The sequence below is a fragment of the Streptomyces sp. SudanB5_2050 genome, from assembly GCF_964272335.1.
GTDB classification, from domain to species: Bacteria; Actinomycetota; Actinomycetes; order Streptomycetales; family Streptomycetaceae; genus Streptomyces; species Streptomyces rochei.
Window position 1 is genome coordinate 4486413 of record NZ_OZ186760.1, and the last position, 15373, is coordinate 4501785.

Here is a 15373-nt window from a genome sequence, read left to right on the forward strand (position 1 = left end):
GGGTCTGACGGACCCTGTCGGAGAAAGAGGTAACGCATGGACGCCGGGCTCAAGCGGGAGCTGGAGCAGAAGGTCCGCTCCGGTGAGCGGCTGACCCGCGAGGACGGCATCGCGCTGTACGAGTCGGACGACCTGGCCTGGCTCGGCGGCCTCGCGCACGAGGTGCGGACGCGCAAGAACGGCGACGTCGTCCACTTCAACGTCAACCGCCACCTCAACATGACCAACGTGTGCACCGCGTCCTGCGCGTACTGCTCCTTCCAGCGCAAGCCGGGGGAGAAGGACGCGTACACGATGCGCATCGAGGAGGCGGTGAGGCTCGCCAAGGAGATGGAGGGCGAGAACCTCACCGAGCTGCACATCGTCAACGGCCTGCACCCCAACCTGCCCTGGCGCTACTACCCGCGCTCGCTGCGGGAGCTGAAGGCCGCGCTGCCGGACGTGTCGCTCAAGGCGTTCACCGCCACCGAGATCCACCACTTCGAGACCATCTCCGGGATGTCCGCCTCCGACATCCTCGACGAGCTGATCGACGCCGGTCTGGAGTCCCTGACCGGCGGCGGCGCCGAGATCTTCGACTGGGAGGTGCGTCAGCACATCGTCGACCACCGCACCCACTGGGAGGACTGGTCGCGCATCCACCGCCTGGCGCACGAGAAGGGCCTGAAGACCCCGTGCACCATGCTCTACGGCCACATCGAGGAGCCCCGCCACCGCGTGGACCACGTGCTGCGCCTGCGTGAGCTGCAGGACGAGACCGACGGCTTCCAGGTCTTCATCCCGCTGCGCTACCAGCACGACTTCGTGGACATGAAGGACGGCAAGGTCAGGAACCGGCTCCAGGCGCGGACGCAGATGGCGACCGGTGCCGAGGCCCTGAAGACCTTCGCGGTCTCCCGGCTGCTGTTCGACAACGTCCCGCACGTCAAGGTCTTCTGGGTCATGCACGGCGTCCAGACCGCGCAGCTCGCCCTCCAGCACGGCGCCGACGACATGGACGGCTCGGTGGTCGAGTACAAGATCACGCACGACGCGGACGACTTCGGCACGCCGAACAAGCTGACGCGGGAGGATCTGCTCGACCTGATCCGCGACGCCGGGTTCCGGCCGGTGGAGCGGAACACGCGGTACGAGATCATCCGGGAGTACGACGGTCCCGACCCGGCGCGCCGGGAGTCGCCGCAGCCGATGCGGGTGTGACGGGGCGGTTCGTCCGTCCGCCGGGTGCGAGCCGGTGGGAGCCGCGCGAGCGGCCACCCACCCACCCGCACCCGGCAGGGGTCCGCGCCCCCACGGCGGGTACCCGACCCGCATGTCCGGCACCCGTGCACCCGAAGACGCCTACACGGCGGAGCCCTTCGTGCCGAAGCGCGGCGGCCTCCCCGCCCTGCGCCGGGCGGCGGCCGACTGCCGCGGCTGCCCCCTGCACAGGGAGGCCACCCAGACCGTCTTCGGCGCCGGCGAGGCGACCGCCCGCCTCATGCTCGTCGGCGAACAGCCCGGCGACCAGGAGGACCGGCAGGGCGAGCCCTTCGTCGGCCCCGCCGGCAGGCTCCTCGACCGGGCGCTGGCGGAGGCCGGCCTCGACCCGGCGGACACGTACGTGACCAACGCCGTCAAGCACTTCAAGTTCACGCGGGCCGAGCCCCGCAAGCGCCGTATCCACAAGTCGCCCACCCTGCGCGAGACGACCGCGTGCGGTCCCTGGCTGGCAGCCGAACTGGCCCGGGTGGAACCCGAGCTGATCGTGGTGCTCGGCGCCACGGCGGGCAAGGCGCTGCTCGGCTCCTCGTTCCGGGTCACTCAGGTGCGCGGCACCGTGCTGGAGGAGGAGATCCACGGCCGCCCCGAGCGCCTGGTGCCCACCGTGCACCCCTCGTCGGTGCTGCGGGCCGAGGACCGGGACGGCGCGTTCCGGGGGCTGGTCTCGGATCTGCGGGTGGCGGCCCAAGCCCTCGGGTAATGGTTACGATGGGGTGGTGTCCCTTACTTTCACACTCGACCCCGCCCTCACCCCGGACCTGCGCGACGGCGTACTCGACCTGTGGACCGACGTCAGCAACGCGGGCGGTTCCGTGGGCTTCGTCCCGCCGGTGACGAGGGAGGACATCCGCCCCGAGCTGGTCAAGCACATGGTCGCGATGGCCGAGGGCCGTACCCGGCTCCTCGTCGGGCGGGACGGGAGCGGCAGGGTGGCCGCCACCGCGTTCCTCACGCTGAACACCCACCGTCTGATGACCCACTGGCTGTGGCTCTACACGGTGATGGTCCACCCCAGCCACCAGGGCCGGGGCTACGGCCGGGACCTGATGGCCGCCGCGGCGGACGCGGCCCGCGGCCTCGACGGCATCGAGGCGATCCGCCTCACCTGCCGGGGCGGCCTCGGTCTGGAGCGGTTCTACGAGTCCTGCGGCTACAAGGAGGTCGGCCGGGTGCCCGGCGCGATCCGGGTGGCGCCCGGCGACGACCGGGACGACGTCTTCATGCTGCTGCCGCTGACCTGAGCCGACGGCCGGACCCCACCCCGCCGCGGACGCGACGAGGCGGCATGCTTCACTGGACAGTGCCTCTTTGTGCCAGAAACGGAAGAGTGGATTGAGATGCTCCGCTACACGCTGATGCGCCTCGGGATCTTCGTGGGCTGCCTCGTGGCCGTCTGGGGGCTCGTCTACGTCGGCGTGTTCCCGCGCGGACTCGGCGACTCCAACGGCATGTGGATCATCCTGCTCGCCCTGCTGATCTCCGCCCCCATCAGCTATGTGGCGCTGCGCAAGGAGCGGGACCGCGCCTCGGAGCAGGTCGTCGGCCGCGTGGACCGCATGAAGGCCAACCTCGAGGCCAACCGCGGCCAGGAGGACCTCGCCGACGACACGGCACGGGCGCAGGGCCAGACTTCCTAGCCCCGTTCCGGCGTAACGTCCGTCACACCCGCGTACGCCCCGGTTTCCTCATTTCCCAGGAAACCGGGGCGATCTGCGTTTTGCGGGCAGTAGTCGCCTCCCGCCTCTCAAAGAAAGGCTTTGGGGGTCTCAAAGTACGGGTGTTAAAGTCGTGTGCATGAAGCACGCAGCCGCGCCCCCCACACCCCCGAGCCTCGCGCTCGTGGCGCGCCTGCACGTGGACCTCTGTCGGTGCGCGTCCGCGAACTGTCGCTCCTGACGTTCCCCCTCATCCCGTCGTTCTCCACGTCAGCCCCGCGCGTCCGTCCTCGCGTCCCGTCCCCCTACGGAGCATGTCCGTGTCCTCCCTGACGAAGTCTTCTGCCGAGTCCCCGGCCAAGAAGTCGTTCAAGGCGCCCTTCTGGGCCCAGATACTCGCCGGTCTCGTCCTCGGTGTCCTGCTGGGCTGGCTGGCCCGCAGCCAGGACATATCCTGGCTGGTCACCACCCTGGAGAAGGTCGGTGACATCTTCATCGGCCTGCTGAAGCTGGCCGTCGCACCGCTCGTCTTCTTCGCCATCCTGGTGTCGATCACCAACCTGCGGAAGGTCAACAACGCGGCCCGCCTGGCGTCCCGCACCCTTCTCTGGTTCATGATCACCTCGCTGATCGCGGTGGCCATCGGCCTCGTCATCGGCCTGGTCACCAACCCGGGCGCCGGCACCGGCCTCACCCCGGCCGACGGCGCGAAGCCCGAGAACACCGGGTCCTGGATCGACTTCCTGACCGGCATCGTGCCGACCGACGTCATCACGCCGTTCACCGAGCTGAACGTGCTCCAGATCGTCTTCATGGCCGCCGTCGCCGGTATCGCCGCCCTCCAGCTCGGCGAGAAGGCCCAGCCCATCCTCCAGCTGAGCGAGTCCGTCCTCGAACTCCTCCAGAAGGCCCTGTGGTGGGTCATCCGCCTCGCCCCGCTCGGCACCGTCGGCCTCATCGGCAACGCCATCGCCACCTACGGCTGGGACCTGATCGGCAAGTACGCCACCTTCACCGCGGACATCTACGTCGGCTGCGCCATCGTGATGTTCGTGGTCTACCCGGTGCTGCTCGCCACCGTCGCCAAGGCCAACCCGCTGCAGTTCTTCAAGGGCGCCTGGCCCGCGATCCAGCTGGCCTTCGTCTCCCGCTCGTCCGTCGGCACCATGCCGCTGACCCAGAAGGTCACCGAGCGCCTCGGCGTCCCGAAGGAGTACGCGTCCTTCGCCGTGCCGTTCGGCGCGACGACCAAGATGGACGGCTGCGCCGCGATCTACCCGGCGATCGCCGCGATCTTCGTCGCGCAGATCTTCGGCATCGACCTCGGGGTCGGCGACTACCTGCTGATCGCCTTCGTCTCGGTGGTCGGCTCCGCCGCCACGGCCGGTCTCACCGGCGCCACGGTGATGCTGACCCTGACCCTGTCCACGCTGGGCCTGCCCATGGAGGGCGTCGGCCTGCTCCTCGCGATCGACCCGATCCTGGACATGATGCGCACGGCGACGAACGTCGCCGGCCAGGCCCTCGTCCCGGTCATCGTCGCGGCCCGCGAGGGACTGCTCGACCGCAAGGCCTACGACGAGGCGCACAGCTCGCCGATCGACGAGCCGGAGCGTGAGCAGGAGAAGCAGACGTCGGAGCCGGTTCCGGCCGCCGCCTGACCACCCCTCGGCACACCGACGGGCCGGCCCCCTCCCGAGCACATCGGGAGGGGGCCGGCCCGTTCACGTGCCCCCGCTCGACCCGGGCACCCCGGCCGGTCCACACGCGCCCGCCCGGGGCGCGGACGGACTGATCGCCGCCGCGCGGACCGTACGCTGATGCGTATGGGTGCTGGGAAGACCAAGCGGATGCCGAGGGCGGTCCGTGAGCAGCAGATGCTGGACGCCGCCGTGCGGATCTTCGGGCAACGCGGGTACATGGCGGCGTCGATGGACGAGATCGCCGAACTGGCGGGTGTCTCCAAGCCGCTGGTGTACCTCTACCTGAACTCCAAGGACGACCTCTTCAGCGCCTGCGTCCGCCGCGAGGCCCGGGCCCTCACCCAGGCCGTGCGGGCGGGTGTGCGGCCGGGACTGCCGCCCGACGGGCAACTCTGGTCCGGGCTGCGGGCCTTCTTCACGCACACCGCGCGCAACCCGGACGCCTGGCGGGTGCTGCACCTGCACGCCCGCACCCACGGCGAGCGGTTCGCCGCCGAGGTCGCGGCGATGCGGGCGGACATCGTCGCGTTCGTGACCCAGCTGATCGCGGCCGCGGCGCGGGACGCGCACCGCCGCCCGCACCTGCCCGAGGAGGAGGTCGCCGGGCTGGCCGAGGCACTGGTCGGCGCCGCCGAGTCGCTCGCCGACTGGGCGGGCGCCACCGAGGGCGTCACGGCCAAGCAGGCGGCGGCGACCCTGATGAACTTCGCCTGGGCGGGCCTGGGCGACCTGATGACGGGCCGGCCCTGGGTGCCGCCGGAGGAGCCCGACCCGGAGCCCGCGCCGGCGCCGGAGGGCGCGGCGGTGCCGGTTCAGGCCGGGTAGGGGTCCACCGTCCCGGACAGGTGCAGGCGCCGCCCGTCCCGGCCGCGCAGTTCGAAGCGCCCGTCCGCCGCCCCGTACGCCACCGTCCCGGGCAGCGGCACCGGCGCGCGGAACTCCGCTCGCACCACCGCCGCGTCCGGCGTCCCGTGCGCGGCGAGGCAGCGGGCCACGGTCCACATGCCGTGCGCGATGGCCCGCGGGAAGCCGAACAGGCGGGCGGTGAGCGGGTGCAGGTGGATCGGGTTGCGGTCGCCGGAGGCGGCACCGTAGCGCCGTCCGACGTCACCGGCGAGGCGCCACTGGGCCCGCACGGGCAGCGGCTCGGCCTCCGCCGCGGCCGGCCCGCCCTCCTGTCGCGGTGCCGCGCCGCCGTCCACCCGGTGCCGCGCCAGGTAGGTGCTGCGCGACTCCCAGACGGGCTCGGCCCCGCCGTCGGCCCGCAGCTCCGTCACCACCGCGGCCTCCGTGCCGCGCCGGTGCCGGGCCAGGCCCTCCACGTACACGGTGAGTTCGTAGGCGGCGGTCGCGGGCGTGGCGGCCCGCCGGGTGACGCCGATGGAGGTGTGGACGAGCCCGAGCAGCGGCAGCGGGAAGTCCCGGCCGCTCATCAGCCGCATCGCCACGGGGAAGCCCAGCACGTGCGGATACGTCACGGGCAGCGCGTCCGCGCCCGTCGGGAAGCCGCACACTCTCTCGTACGCCGCCAGCCGCGCCAGGTCCACGCGCAGGCCGGGCAGCACCAGCCGGGTGCGGGGGAAGTCCGCGTCCGGGCGGGGACGCTTGAGCGGGGAGCGCAGGGCGCCGCGCAGGAGGAGCGGCGGGAGGGAGGGCAGGCCGGTGAGGGTGCCGGTCGGGGCGGCCGGGGTGGTCATCACGCCCCCAGCAGGCTCTGGCCGCAGACCCGGACGACCTGGCCGTTGACCGCGCCGGAGGCCGGGTGGGCGAGCCAGGCGGTGGTCCGGGCGACGTCCACCGGGAGGCCGCCCTGGGCGAGGGAGTTCATGCGGCGGCCGGCCTCGCGGATGAACAGCGGGACCGCCGCCGTCATCCTCGTCTCGATGAAGCCCGGCGCCACCGCGTTCACCGTCACCCCGTGCTCGGCGAGCGCGCGGGGCGCGAGGGAGCGGACCAGCCCGGCGATCCCCGCCTTGCTCGCGCCGTAGTTGGTCTGACCCGCGTTGCCCGCGAGGCCCGCGATCGAGGCCGTCGCCACGATCCGGCCGCCCCGGTTGACCGCCCCCGACCCGAGCAGCGCGTCCGTGGTGCGCAGGACGCTGGCGAGGTTGACGTCGAGGACGGAACTCCAGCGCTCGGCGGGCATGTTGGCCAGGCGCCGGTCGCGGGTGACGCCCGCGTTGTGGATGAGGACGTCCAGCCCGCCGGGCACGGCCGCGGCGATGCGCTCGCCCGCGTCGGCGGCCGTGATGTCCAGGGCGAGGGCGGTGCCGCCGAGGCGTTCGGCGAGCCGGCGTGCCTCCTGCTCGGCCTGCGGCACGTCGAGGACGACGACCCGGGCGCCCTGCCCGGCCAGGGTCTCGGCGACCGCCGCACCGATGCCGCGCGCGGCGCCGGTGACCAGCGCGGTGCGTCCGGCGAGGGGCAGTTCGGGGGCGTCGGGCGGGGCGGCGGAGCCGTCCGCGGGCCCGACCTCGATCACCTGGCCGCTGACGTAGGCGGAGGCGGGGGAGAGGAGGAAGCACAGGGTGGACCCGGCGGCGGCCGCGTCGGTGAGCCGCACCAGGTTGACCGTCCTGCCGCCTCCGATCTCCTTGCCGAGCGAGCGGGTGAAGCCCTCCAACGCCTGCTGCGCGGCGGCCTGGTGGTGGTCGTCGGCGTCGAGCGGGGCGCCGAGCACCACGACCCGGCCGCTCGTGGCGACGGACCGTACGACGGGGTGCAGGGCGGCGTGCACCTCGGCCAGCGCGTCGACGTCGCGGACGCCGGTGGCGTCGAGGACGACGGCGGCGGGGCGGCCGTCCGTGTCGGGGGCGAGTCCCGTGCGCTCCAGTACGGGGGCCAGGTCGAGGTCCGTCTTGCCGGCCGTGAGGTGCAGCAGGCCGCCGTCGAGCGCGTCGCGCCGCAGCTTCGCGGGCTGCGGCAGCCCGAGGCGGCGGGTGAGGAAGCGGCCGGGTGCGGTGCCGGTGAAGCTGAGATAGCGGTCGGCCATGTCCTTGTCTCCCCAACGAGTCCGACGGAGTCCAACGGCGGTGAGCGTGTCACTGTGCTTACTCTGGAGTAAGGTTACCGGAGGTAAGCCTATGTCACGGGTGAGGAGCAGGTCGAGATGAGCCCCCTGAAGCCGCCCCGGGCGCGCCGCGTCGCGGTCGTCGGCGGCGCACGCGTCCCCTTCGCCCGCTCCGACGGGCCGTACGCCACCGCCTCCAACCAGGAGATGCTCACCGCGGCCCTCGACGGCCTGGTCGAGCGGCACGGGCTCCAGGGGCCCGGCGCGGTCGGCGAGTTCGTGGCCGGCGCGGTCCTCAAGCACAGCCGCGACTTCAACCTCGCCCGCGAGACGGTCCTCGGCTCGACGCTCGACCCGCGCACCCCCGCCTACGACGTCCAGCAGGCCTGCGGCACGGGACTCCAGGCCGTGATCGCCGCCGCCAACAAGATCGCCCTCGGCCAGACCGAGTCGGCGGTCGCGGGCGGCGCCGACACCGCCAGCGACGCGCCGCTCGGCGTCAACGACCGGCTGCGCCGCATCCTCCTGGAGGCCCGCCGGGCGAAGTCCCCGGGCGCCCGGGTCAAGGCGCTGGCGAAGATCCGCCCGGCCCACCTCGTCCCCGACATCCCGCGCAACGCCGAGCCCCGCACCGGCCTGTCGATGGGCGAGCACGCGGCCGTGACCGCCCGCGCCTGGGGCATCACCCGCGAGGCCCAGGACGAGCTGGCGGCCACCAGCCATCAGCGGCTGGCGGCGGCCTACGAACGGGGCTTCTTCCAGGACCTGGTGGTCCCCTTCCGGGGGCTCGCCCGCGACCAGAACCTGCGGCCGGGCTCGACGGTGGAGAAACTGGCCGCGCTGCAGCCGGTGTTCGGCCTCGACGCCCCCGACCCGACGATGACGGCCGGCAACTCGACGCCGCTGACGGACGGCGCGGCGACGGTCCTGCTGGCGAGCGAGGAGTGGGCCGAGGCGCGCGGGCTGGAGCCGCTGGCGTACCTGACGGCGTACGAGACGGCGGCCGTGGACTTCGTCGGCGGTGATGTCGCGGGCGGCGAGGACGGCCTGCTGATGGCACCGGCGTACGCGGTCCCGCGCATGCTGGAGCGTGCCGGGCTCGGCATCGAGGACTTCGACCTGGTCGAGATCCACGAGGCGTTCGCCTCGCAGGTGCTGGCCACGCTCGCCGCCTGGGAGAAGCGGGGCCTGGCCCCGGTGGACCGGGCCCGCCTGAACACGGCCGGCTCCTCCCTGGCCACCGGCCACCCCTTCGCGGCGACCGGCGCCCGCGTCGTCGCCACGCTGGCCAAGCTGCTCGCCGAACGCGGGGGGCCGGGACGCGGACTGATCTCGGTCTGCGCGGCGGGCGGTCAGGGCGTCACGGCCATACTGGAGCGAACCTGACACCCCGGGGCGGACCGTGCCCTACTGGCAGGTAACCCCCAAGACTGCACACCTCCGGCGCAGAGCCGTCCCGGAACCCGCACCAACTCCCCACGCGAGAACCGTACGATCCCCATCCTGACCGCCGGTGACCCAGTCCGCGGACCGGCGATGAACGCCTCGGAGGGCGAGGCGCGTACGTCATGCAGCAGAGCACCGCCGACCGCGCGGTCGCCCGCAACGCAGTGTCGCCGCTGCACGTTCCAGGAGCCGCCCGTGTCCACCCCGCTTCCCTCCTTCGCCGCGTCCGCCGCCTACGCCGACTCGCCCGGCCCCACCCTGGTGGCGCCCGAGACACGGCGGCTGGACGGGGCGGTACGGGAGGCGTACGTCCCTCCCTTCGCACCGCCGGTGCGGCGCGGCTCCCTGGCCGACCTGCCCTTCGACAACGCGGCGGCCGTCCCGGACCAGGTGGTCCTCAGCCGCAGGTCGCCGCAGGGGGAGTGGTCCGAGGTGACGGCGGCCGAGTTCGCCGCCCAGGTGCTGGCGGTGGCCAAGGGCATGATCTCCGAGGGCCTGACGCCGGGCGACCGCATCGCGATCATGGCCCGGACCACGTACGAGTGGACACTGCTGGACTTCGCCGCCTGGGCGGCCGGCCTGGTCACCGTCCCCGTCTACCCGACCTCCTCCCTCTTCCAGACCCGCTGGATCCTCCAGGACTCCGGCGCGGTCACCCTGGTCACCGAGACCACCGCGCAGGCCGCGGCCCTCGGCCCCGAACTGGACCGCATCCCCGACCTCAAGCACCTGTGGACCATGGACAAGGGGCATGTGGAGCGGCTGGCGGAGCTGGGCGAGCGGGTGCCGGACGCGGAGGTCGACGTACGCCGCGGCATGCTCGGCCCGTCCACCCTCGCCACCCTGATCTACACCTCGGGCACCACCGGCCGCCCCAAGGGCTGCGCGCTCACCCACGGCAACTTCTTCGCCGAGGTCGACAACGCCATCGAGCTGCTCTACCCCGTCTTCAAGGCCAAGACGGGCGAGGAGCCCTCGATCCTGCTCTTCCTGCCGATGTCCCACGTCTTCGGCCGCATGGTCGCCGTGGCCTGCGTCCGCGCCCGGGTCCGCCTCGGCCACGCCCCGAGCCTGAAGCCCGAGGACCTGCTCCCGGACCTGGCCGCCTTCCGCCCGACCTGCCTGCTGACCATCCCGTACATGCTGGAGAAGGTCTTCAACAGCGCCCGCGCCAAGGCCGAGTCCGGCGGCCGGGCCACCGCCTTCGACCGCGCCGTCTCGGTGGCGGTGCGGTACGGGGAGGCCATGGAGGCCCGGCAGACCGGCGAGGGCGGCGGCCCCGGCCGCGGTCTGAGGACCGCCCGCTCCTTCTACGACCCGCTCGTCTACCGCAAGATCCGCAACGCCATGGGCGGCCGGGTCAAGTACGCCATCTGCGGCGGCTCCCCGCTCGGCCGTCGCCTGGCCGCCTTCTACGCCGGGGCCGGCATCGAGATCTTCGAGGGCTACGGGCTCACCGAGACCACCGCCGCGGCGACGGTGACGCCGCCGCTCAAGCCGCGCCTCGGCACGGTCGGCTGGCCGTTGCCCGGCACCCGCGTCCGGATAGCCGCCGACGGCGAGATCCTGGTCGCCGGCGAGCAGGTCCTGCACGGCTACTGGGACCCCGGGGCGGGCGGCGTCGTCCCGGCCGCCCCCGACGGCTGGTTCGCCACCGGCGACCTCGGCAGCCTGGACGACGAGGGCTACCTGACCATCACCGGCCGCAAGAAGGAGCTGCTGATCACCGCGGGCGGCAAGAGCGTGGCCCCGGCTCCCCTGGAGAACTGGCTGCGCTCCCACCCCCTGATCTCCCAGTGCCTCGTGCTGGGCGACCGCCGCCCCTACGTCTCCGCCCTCTTCACGCTCGACCCCCAGGGCGTCGACCACTGGCGCCGGATGAACGGCAAGCACCCGGTGCCGCCGGAGCTGCTCGTCGACGACGAGGAGTTGCACGCCGTCCTCCAGCGCGCCGTCGACGAGGCGAACAAACTCGTCTCCCGCCCCGAGTCCATCCGCCGCTTCGCCGTCCTGCCGAGGGACTTCACGGAGTGGGAGGGCCATCTGACCCCCTCGATGAAGCTGCGCCGCGACGTGATCATGCGGGACTTCGCGGCCGCGGTGGAGGGGCTCTACGAGGGCTAGGTCACGCGCGGGTGCTCAGCGGCGGGCGATCAGACAGGCCTGCGGCACCTTGGCGGAGGTGTCCTCCTCCTGGATCCGCACGGTCCGCGACAGCACCGTGAAACCGGCCTCCTCCAGCAGCCGCGCCACCGGTTCGGGCCGCCGCCGCTCGAAGTCCAGGGCGACCGGACGGCCGAAGGGGCGGTCGAGGCGCACCGGCTCGTCGCCGACCTGGAAGCCGAGGAGGAAGTGCCCGCCCGGGGCCAGCACCCGCCGCACCTCCCCGAAGAGGTCCGGCAGCCGCTCCCACGGCGTGTGGATCGACGAGTACCAGGAGACGGCCCCGGCGAGCGAGCCGTCGGGCAGGTCCAGCTCCAGCATGGAGCCCTGCTCGAACCGCAGCCCCGGGTGCTCCCGGCGCGCGATCTCCAGCATCGAGGCGGAGAGGTCCAGGCCGAAGACGCGCAGGCCGAGCGAGGCGAGGTGCGCGGTGACCCGGCCGGGCCCGCAGCCCAGGTCGGCCACCTCCCCCCGCGGCCCCACCAGCTCGGCGAAGGCGCCCATCAGGGCCCGGTCGAGCGGGGTGCCGGCGCCCGTGGAGCGGTGCAGGTCGGCGTAGTCCTCGGCGATGGCGTCGTAGAAGGTGCGGGTGGTGTCCAGGAAACCGGTGCCGTGCGCGTCGCGGCTGTCGTGGGTGTCGTGGGTCATGGCGGGACCCTAGGGCCTGCCACCGACAACGCCGGCAGCCGGCGGCATCCGCCGAACCGTCGTCGGCAGCCGCCGACAGCCGCCGACGGCCAGGGGCGGCCACGGGCGGCGGTCACGGGAATTCACCGGGAATTCACGGGGGTGCCGGAAAGGGCAGGAGCCCCGTCGCCGAAACCGGCGCGGGGCTCCTTGGGTACTGCTGTCGATCAGACAGGAGTGACATTCTCCGCCTGCGGGCCCTTCGGACCCTGCGTGACGTCGAAGGACACCTGCTGGTTCTCCTCGAGGGACCGGAAGCCGGTCGCGTTGATCGCGGAGTAGTGGACGAAGACGTCGGGGCCGCCGCCTTCCTGGGCGATGAAACCAAAGCCCTTTTCGGCGTTGAACCACTTCACGGTTCCGGTAGCCATAAGCCCTCCTTGGGCCCAAAGGGTTGCCCTGCTCCAGAACCAGCAAATGTGAAGACTTTGAATGCCGCACAACTGCATACGTCTGAGAACGACGAGAGCCCGCGGTCACATGCTCCGCAGGCTCTGTACTGCAAGGGAAACCAAACTGCAACTTGCTGTGAGCCTAGCACGCAGGCCCCCCGACGCAACAGAGGCCAAGATCACTTCACCCGAATGTTTGAACCGAACCGCCGTTCGGCTGACGCCGGGGGGCGGCGACGGGCGGAAACCGGGGGAGGGCTAGCCTCGCGATGTGGACAATTCTCGCACCCGGCCGCGCGTCGGCCACATCCAGTTCCTGAACTGCCTGCCCCTGTACTGGGGGCTCGCGAGAACAGGCACGCTCCTCGACTTCGAGCTCACGAAGGACACCCCGGAGAAGCTCAGCGAGCAGCTGGTGCAGGGCGACCTCGACATCGGTCCCGTCACCCTGGTCGAATTCCTCAAGAACGCCGACGATCTCGTCGCCTTCCCCGACATCGCCGTCGGCTGCGACGGCCCGGTGATGTCCTGCGTGATCGTCTCGCAGGTGCCGCTGGAGAAGCTGGACGGCGCCCGCGTCGCCCTCGGCTCCACCTCGCGCACCTCCGTCCGCCTCGCCCAGCTCCTGCTCGCCGAGCGCTTCGGGGTCCGGCCCGACTACTACACCTGCCCGCCCGACCTGAGCCTGATGATGCAGGAGGCCGACGCGGCCGTCCTCATCGGCGACGCGGCGCTGCGCGCGAACATGATCGACGGCCCGCGCTACGGCCTGGCCGTGCACGACCTGGGCGCGCTGTGGAAGGAGTGGACGGGCCTGCCGTTCGTCTTCGCGGTCTGGGCGGCGCGCAAGGAGTACGCGGAGCGCGAGCCGCAGCTCACCCGCAAGGTCCACGAGGCCTTCCTCGCCTCCCGCAACCTCTCCCTGGAGGAGGTCGACAAGGTCGCCGAGCAGGCCGCCCGCTGGGAGGCCTTCGACGAGGAGACCCTCGCGAAGTACTTCACCACCCTCGACTTCCGCTTCGGCGGCCCGCAGCTCGAGGCGGTCACCGAGTTCGCCCGCCGGGTGGGCCCGACGACCGGCTTCCCGGCGGACGTACGGGTGGAGCTGCTCCAGCCCTGACCCGCCCGCCCTCCGCCCGGGGGGCGTTCCCCGGGCGGCCCACTACCCTGCTGGCAGGTACCGGCGTACGGGGGAGGGGTGGACGCCATGCAGCCGCTCGACGTCGACGAGCCCACGGCCGTGGGGCCCTACCGGCTGCTCGGCCGGCTGGGCTCCGGCGGCATGGGCCGGGTCTACCTCGGCCGCAGCGCCGGCGGCCGCACGGTCGCCGTGAAGATCGTGCACCCGCACTTCGCGCTGGACGAGGAGTTCCGCGCCCGCTTCCGGCGCGAGGTCGACGCCGCCCGGCGGGTCGGCGGCGCCTGGACGGCCCCCGTGCTCGACGCGGACCCGGACGCCCGCGTCCCGTGGGTCGCCACGGCCTACGCCGCCGGCCCCTCCCTCACCGCCGCGGTCACGGACGGCGGCCCGCTGCCGGACCGCTCGGTACGCGCGCTCGGCGCCGGTCTGGGCGAGGCGCTGGCGGCCGTGCACGACCTGGGCCTCGTCCACCGGGACGTGAAACCGTCCAACGTCCTGCTCACCCTCGACGGGCCCCTCCTCATCGACTTCGGCATCGCCCGCGCCACGGACGGCACCGCGTCCCTGACCTCGACGGGCGTCTCGATCGGCTCCCCCGGCTACATGTCCCCGGAGCAGATCCTCGGCAAGGGCGTCACGGGCGCGGCGGACGTCTTCTCGCTGGGCGCGGTCCTGGCGTACGCGGCCACGGGCGAGCCGCCCTTCCCCGGGGACTCCTCGGCCGCCCTGCTCTACAAGGTCGTCCACGAGGAGCCGTCGCTCGGCACCCTCGACGGGGAGCTGCGGGAGCTGGTCGCCGCGTGCCTGGCCAAGGACCCGTCCGCCCGCCCGGCCCCCGGCGAGGTCGCCCGGCGCCTCGCCCCCGAGGGCGCGGCCCGCCTGGTCTCCGGCGGGTGGCTGCCGGGACCGCTGGTGGAACGGGTCAGCCGGGGCGCCGTACGGCTGCTGAACCTGGAGGCGGCCGGGGAGCCGCCGGGCGGGACGTCGGGCCCGGTGGGGTTCAGCAGGCCGTCGGTCACGGCGGAGGCGGCGGAGGCGGGCGGTGCGGCCGAGGGGGCGGACGGGGCCGATGCGCCCGGTGCCCCGGCCCCCGGTGCTCCGGCCCCCGGTGTCTTCGGGCCGCCGCCGGTGATGCCCGCGCCCGCGTCCACGCCGCCGCCCGTACCGCTGTCCGCGCCGCCGCCCGCGCCGCTGTCCGCGCCGACACCGATACCGACGGCGCCCGGCACCGGAGTACCGGCCCCGCGCGAGGGCGACCGTCCTCCCGGCCGGCTCTCCGTCTCGGTCGCGGCCACCTCCACCCGGGCCGGCGAGGGCGGCCGGGGCCGCCGGCTCAGCTGCACGGTGGCGCTGGCGGTGGCCGGGGCGATGGCGGCGGTGACGGTCGGCTCGGTGCTCGTGTTCGACCTGCTGCCGGGCGGGGAACGCGGCGACAACGCCGGCGACGGGGGCCGCACCCCCTCGGCGACCGCGCCGTCCGACCCGGGAGCCGGCGGGGGCGCCGAGTCCGTCCCCGACCGCTACGTCGGCACCTGGGAGGGCCAGGCCGTCGCCGTCGAGGGCAACCTGCCCCTGGGCACCTTCCGCCTGACCGTCCGCGAGGCCGCGGTGGGCGAGCAGGTGGGCACGCTGCGCCACACCGACCTCTTCGGCGGCACCTGCGACGACGTACTGACCCTGAAGAAGGTGACGGAGAAGGAGATCGTCACCGGTGCCGTGGGCGCCGAGGGCAACCGGAAGGTCTGCAACCAGGCCCTCCACACCGTCCGCCTCACCCCGGTCGGCGACGACCTCCGGTACGCCTCCGACAGCGAGGACTCGGGGCGGCCGAGGGCGCGGTTGTCGAAGGTCGAGTAGCGGGGAGTAGCGGGCCGCCCGCGCACGGTCCGCCGGCCGTCCCCGGCCCCGGTCGC

Annotated in this window: 15 protein-coding genes; 11 read left to right on the plus strand and 4 right to left on the minus strand. The window is 73.3% G+C overall.

Annotated features, from left to right (window positions below):
* The first annotated feature begins 36 nt into the window (after positions 1-36).
* The 7 genes from mqnE to ACFZP7_RS20060 all read left to right on the plus strand — a co-directional run bounded on the left by mqnE (position 37) and on the right by ACFZP7_RS20060 (position 5446).
* Entirely contained in the window at positions 37-1200 is a 1164-nt protein-coding gene (gene mqnE, locus ACFZP7_RS20030; RefSeq protein ID WP_019328480.1) for an aminofutalosine synthase MqnE, read from the plus strand.
* A gap of 112 nt (positions 1201-1312) precedes the next feature.
* Positions 1313-1963, plus strand: coding sequence for a UdgX family uracil-DNA binding protein (locus tag ACFZP7_RS20035; RefSeq protein WP_030968055.1), 651 nt, complete (start codon positions 1313-1315; stop codon positions 1961-1963).
* A 16-nt stretch (positions 1964-1979) separates the two neighbouring features.
* Positions 1980-2504 carry a GNAT family N-acetyltransferase gene (locus tag ACFZP7_RS20040; RefSeq protein WP_385635062.1) on the plus strand — a complete coding sequence of 175 codons (525 nt, stop codon included), beginning with the start codon at positions 1980-1982 and terminating at the stop codon, positions 2502-2504.
* Positions 2505-2600: 96 nt separating this feature from the next.
* Positions 2601-2900 carry a DUF4229 domain-containing protein gene (locus tag ACFZP7_RS20045; protein ID WP_019328477.1) on the plus strand — a complete coding sequence of 100 codons (300 nt, stop codon included), beginning with the start codon at positions 2601-2603 and terminating at the stop codon, positions 2898-2900.
* 157 nt (positions 2901-3057) lie between these two features.
* Entirely contained in the window at positions 3058-3159 is a 102-nt protein-coding gene (locus ACFZP7_RS20050) for a putative leader peptide (RefSeq protein ID WP_312846234.1), read from the plus strand.
* Between the two features lie 73 nt (positions 3160-3232).
* Positions 3233-4579 carry a dicarboxylate/amino acid:cation symporter gene (locus ACFZP7_RS20055; protein WP_030968054.1) on the plus strand — a complete coding sequence of 449 codons (1347 nt, stop codon included), beginning with the start codon at positions 3233-3235 and terminating at the stop codon, positions 4577-4579.
* Positions 4580-4744: 165 nt separating this feature from the next.
* Positions 4745-5446 carry a TetR/AcrR family transcriptional regulator gene (locus tag ACFZP7_RS20060; protein ID WP_385635065.1) on the plus strand — a complete coding sequence of 234 codons (702 nt, stop codon included), beginning with the start codon at positions 4745-4747 and terminating at the stop codon, positions 5444-5446.
* Here ACFZP7_RS20060 and ACFZP7_RS20065 read toward each other — a convergent pair.
* Together ACFZP7_RS20065 and ACFZP7_RS20070 are read right to left on the minus strand one after the other, a co-directional pair.
* Positions 5434-6318, minus strand: coding sequence for a MaoC family dehydratase (locus tag ACFZP7_RS20065; RefSeq protein WP_385638490.1), 885 nt, complete (start codon positions 6316-6318; stop codon positions 5434-5436). The two genes, ACFZP7_RS20060 and ACFZP7_RS20065, sit on opposite strands and share 13 nt — an antisense overlap.
* A complete protein-coding gene (locus ACFZP7_RS20070; RefSeq protein ID WP_019328471.1) occupies positions 6318-7613 on the minus strand; it encodes a 3-oxoacyl-ACP reductase in 1296 nt (431 codons plus the stop codon). The genes ACFZP7_RS20065 and ACFZP7_RS20070 overlap by 1 nt, the downstream gene beginning before the upstream one ends.
* Before the next feature lie 117 nt (positions 7614-7730).
* On the opposite strand from ACFZP7_RS20070, the gene ACFZP7_RS20075 reads away from it, so the two are divergent.
* The gene (locus ACFZP7_RS20075) at positions 7731-9017 is read left to right on the plus strand and encodes an acetyl-CoA C-acetyltransferase (RefSeq protein WP_371848455.1); all 1287 of its coding nucleotides are present in this window, start codon (positions 7731-7733) and stop codon (positions 9015-9017) included.
* Positions 9018-9272: 255 nt separating this feature from the next.
* Positions 9273-11201, plus strand: a complete 1929-nt coding sequence (locus ACFZP7_RS20080; RefSeq protein WP_385635067.1) for an AMP-dependent synthetase/ligase — start codon at positions 9273-9275, stop codon at positions 11199-11201.
* 15 nt (positions 11202-11216) lie between these two features.
* Here the strand turns inward: ACFZP7_RS20080 and ACFZP7_RS20085 are convergent, their stop codons facing one another.
* Entirely contained in the window at positions 11217-11888 is a 672-nt protein-coding gene (locus tag ACFZP7_RS20085; protein ID WP_385635069.1) for a class I SAM-dependent methyltransferase, read from the minus strand.
* 206 nt (positions 11889-12094) lie between these two features.
* Complete coding sequence (locus ACFZP7_RS20090) at positions 12095-12298, minus strand: cold-shock protein (RefSeq protein WP_004984723.1); 204 nt, start codon at positions 12296-12298, stop codon at positions 12095-12097.
* 292 nt (positions 12299-12590) lie between these two features.
* Between ACFZP7_RS20090 and ACFZP7_RS20095 the strand changes: the two genes are divergently transcribed.
* Entirely contained in the window at positions 12591-13439 is an 849-nt protein-coding gene (locus ACFZP7_RS20095) for a menaquinone biosynthetic enzyme MqnA/MqnD family protein (RefSeq protein WP_019328467.1), read from the plus strand.
* Between the two features lie 87 nt (positions 13440-13526).
* Entirely contained in the window at positions 13527-15317 is a 1791-nt protein-coding gene (locus ACFZP7_RS20100) for a serine/threonine-protein kinase (RefSeq protein ID WP_385635071.1), read from the plus strand.
* The last annotated feature ends 56 nt before the right edge of the window (positions 15318-15373 follow it).

Excerpts from the sequence above, each read along its gene's own strand:
- ACFZP7_RS20085 (WP_385635069.1), bottom strand. The coding sequence starts at position 11,888 with ATGACCCACGACACCCACGACAGCCGCGACGCGCACGGCACCGGTTTC.
- ACFZP7_RS20045 (WP_019328477.1), top strand. The coding sequence starts at position 2,601 with ATGCTCCGCTACACGCTGATGCGCCTCGGGATCTTCGTGGGCTGCCTC.
- ACFZP7_RS20075 (WP_371848455.1), top strand. The coding sequence starts at position 7,731 with ATGAGCCCCCTGAAGCCGCCCCGGGCGCGCCGCGTCGCGGTCGTCGGC.
- ACFZP7_RS20060 (WP_385635065.1), top strand. The coding sequence starts at position 4,745 with ATGGGTGCTGGGAAGACCAAGCGGATGCCGAGGGCGGTCCGTGAGCAG.
- mqnE (WP_019328480.1), top strand. The coding sequence starts at position 37 with ATGGACGCCGGGCTCAAGCGGGAGCTGGAGCAGAAGGTCCGCTCCGGT.
- ACFZP7_RS20035 (WP_030968055.1), top strand. The coding sequence starts at position 1,313 with ATGTCCGGCACCCGTGCACCCGAAGACGCCTACACGGCGGAGCCCTTC.
- ACFZP7_RS20050 (WP_312846234.1), top strand. The coding sequence starts at position 3,058 with ATGAAGCACGCAGCCGCGCCCCCCACACCCCCGAGCCTCGCGCTCGTG.
- ACFZP7_RS20055 (WP_030968054.1), top strand. The coding sequence starts at position 3,233 with ATGTCCGTGTCCTCCCTGACGAAGTCTTCTGCCGAGTCCCCGGCCAAG.
- ACFZP7_RS20065 (WP_385638490.1), bottom strand. The coding sequence starts at position 6,318 with ATGACCACCCCGGCCGCCCCGACCGGCACCCTCACCGGCCTGCCCTCC.
- ACFZP7_RS20070 (WP_019328471.1), bottom strand. The coding sequence starts at position 7,613 with ATGGCCGACCGCTATCTCAGCTTCACCGGCACCGCACCCGGCCGCTTC.
- ACFZP7_RS20090 (WP_004984723.1), bottom strand. The coding sequence starts at position 12,298 with ATGGCTACCGGAACCGTGAAGTGGTTCAACGCCGAAAAGGGCTTTGGT.
- ACFZP7_RS20100 (WP_385635071.1), top strand. The coding sequence starts at position 13,527 with ATGCAGCCGCTCGACGTCGACGAGCCCACGGCCGTGGGGCCCTACCGG.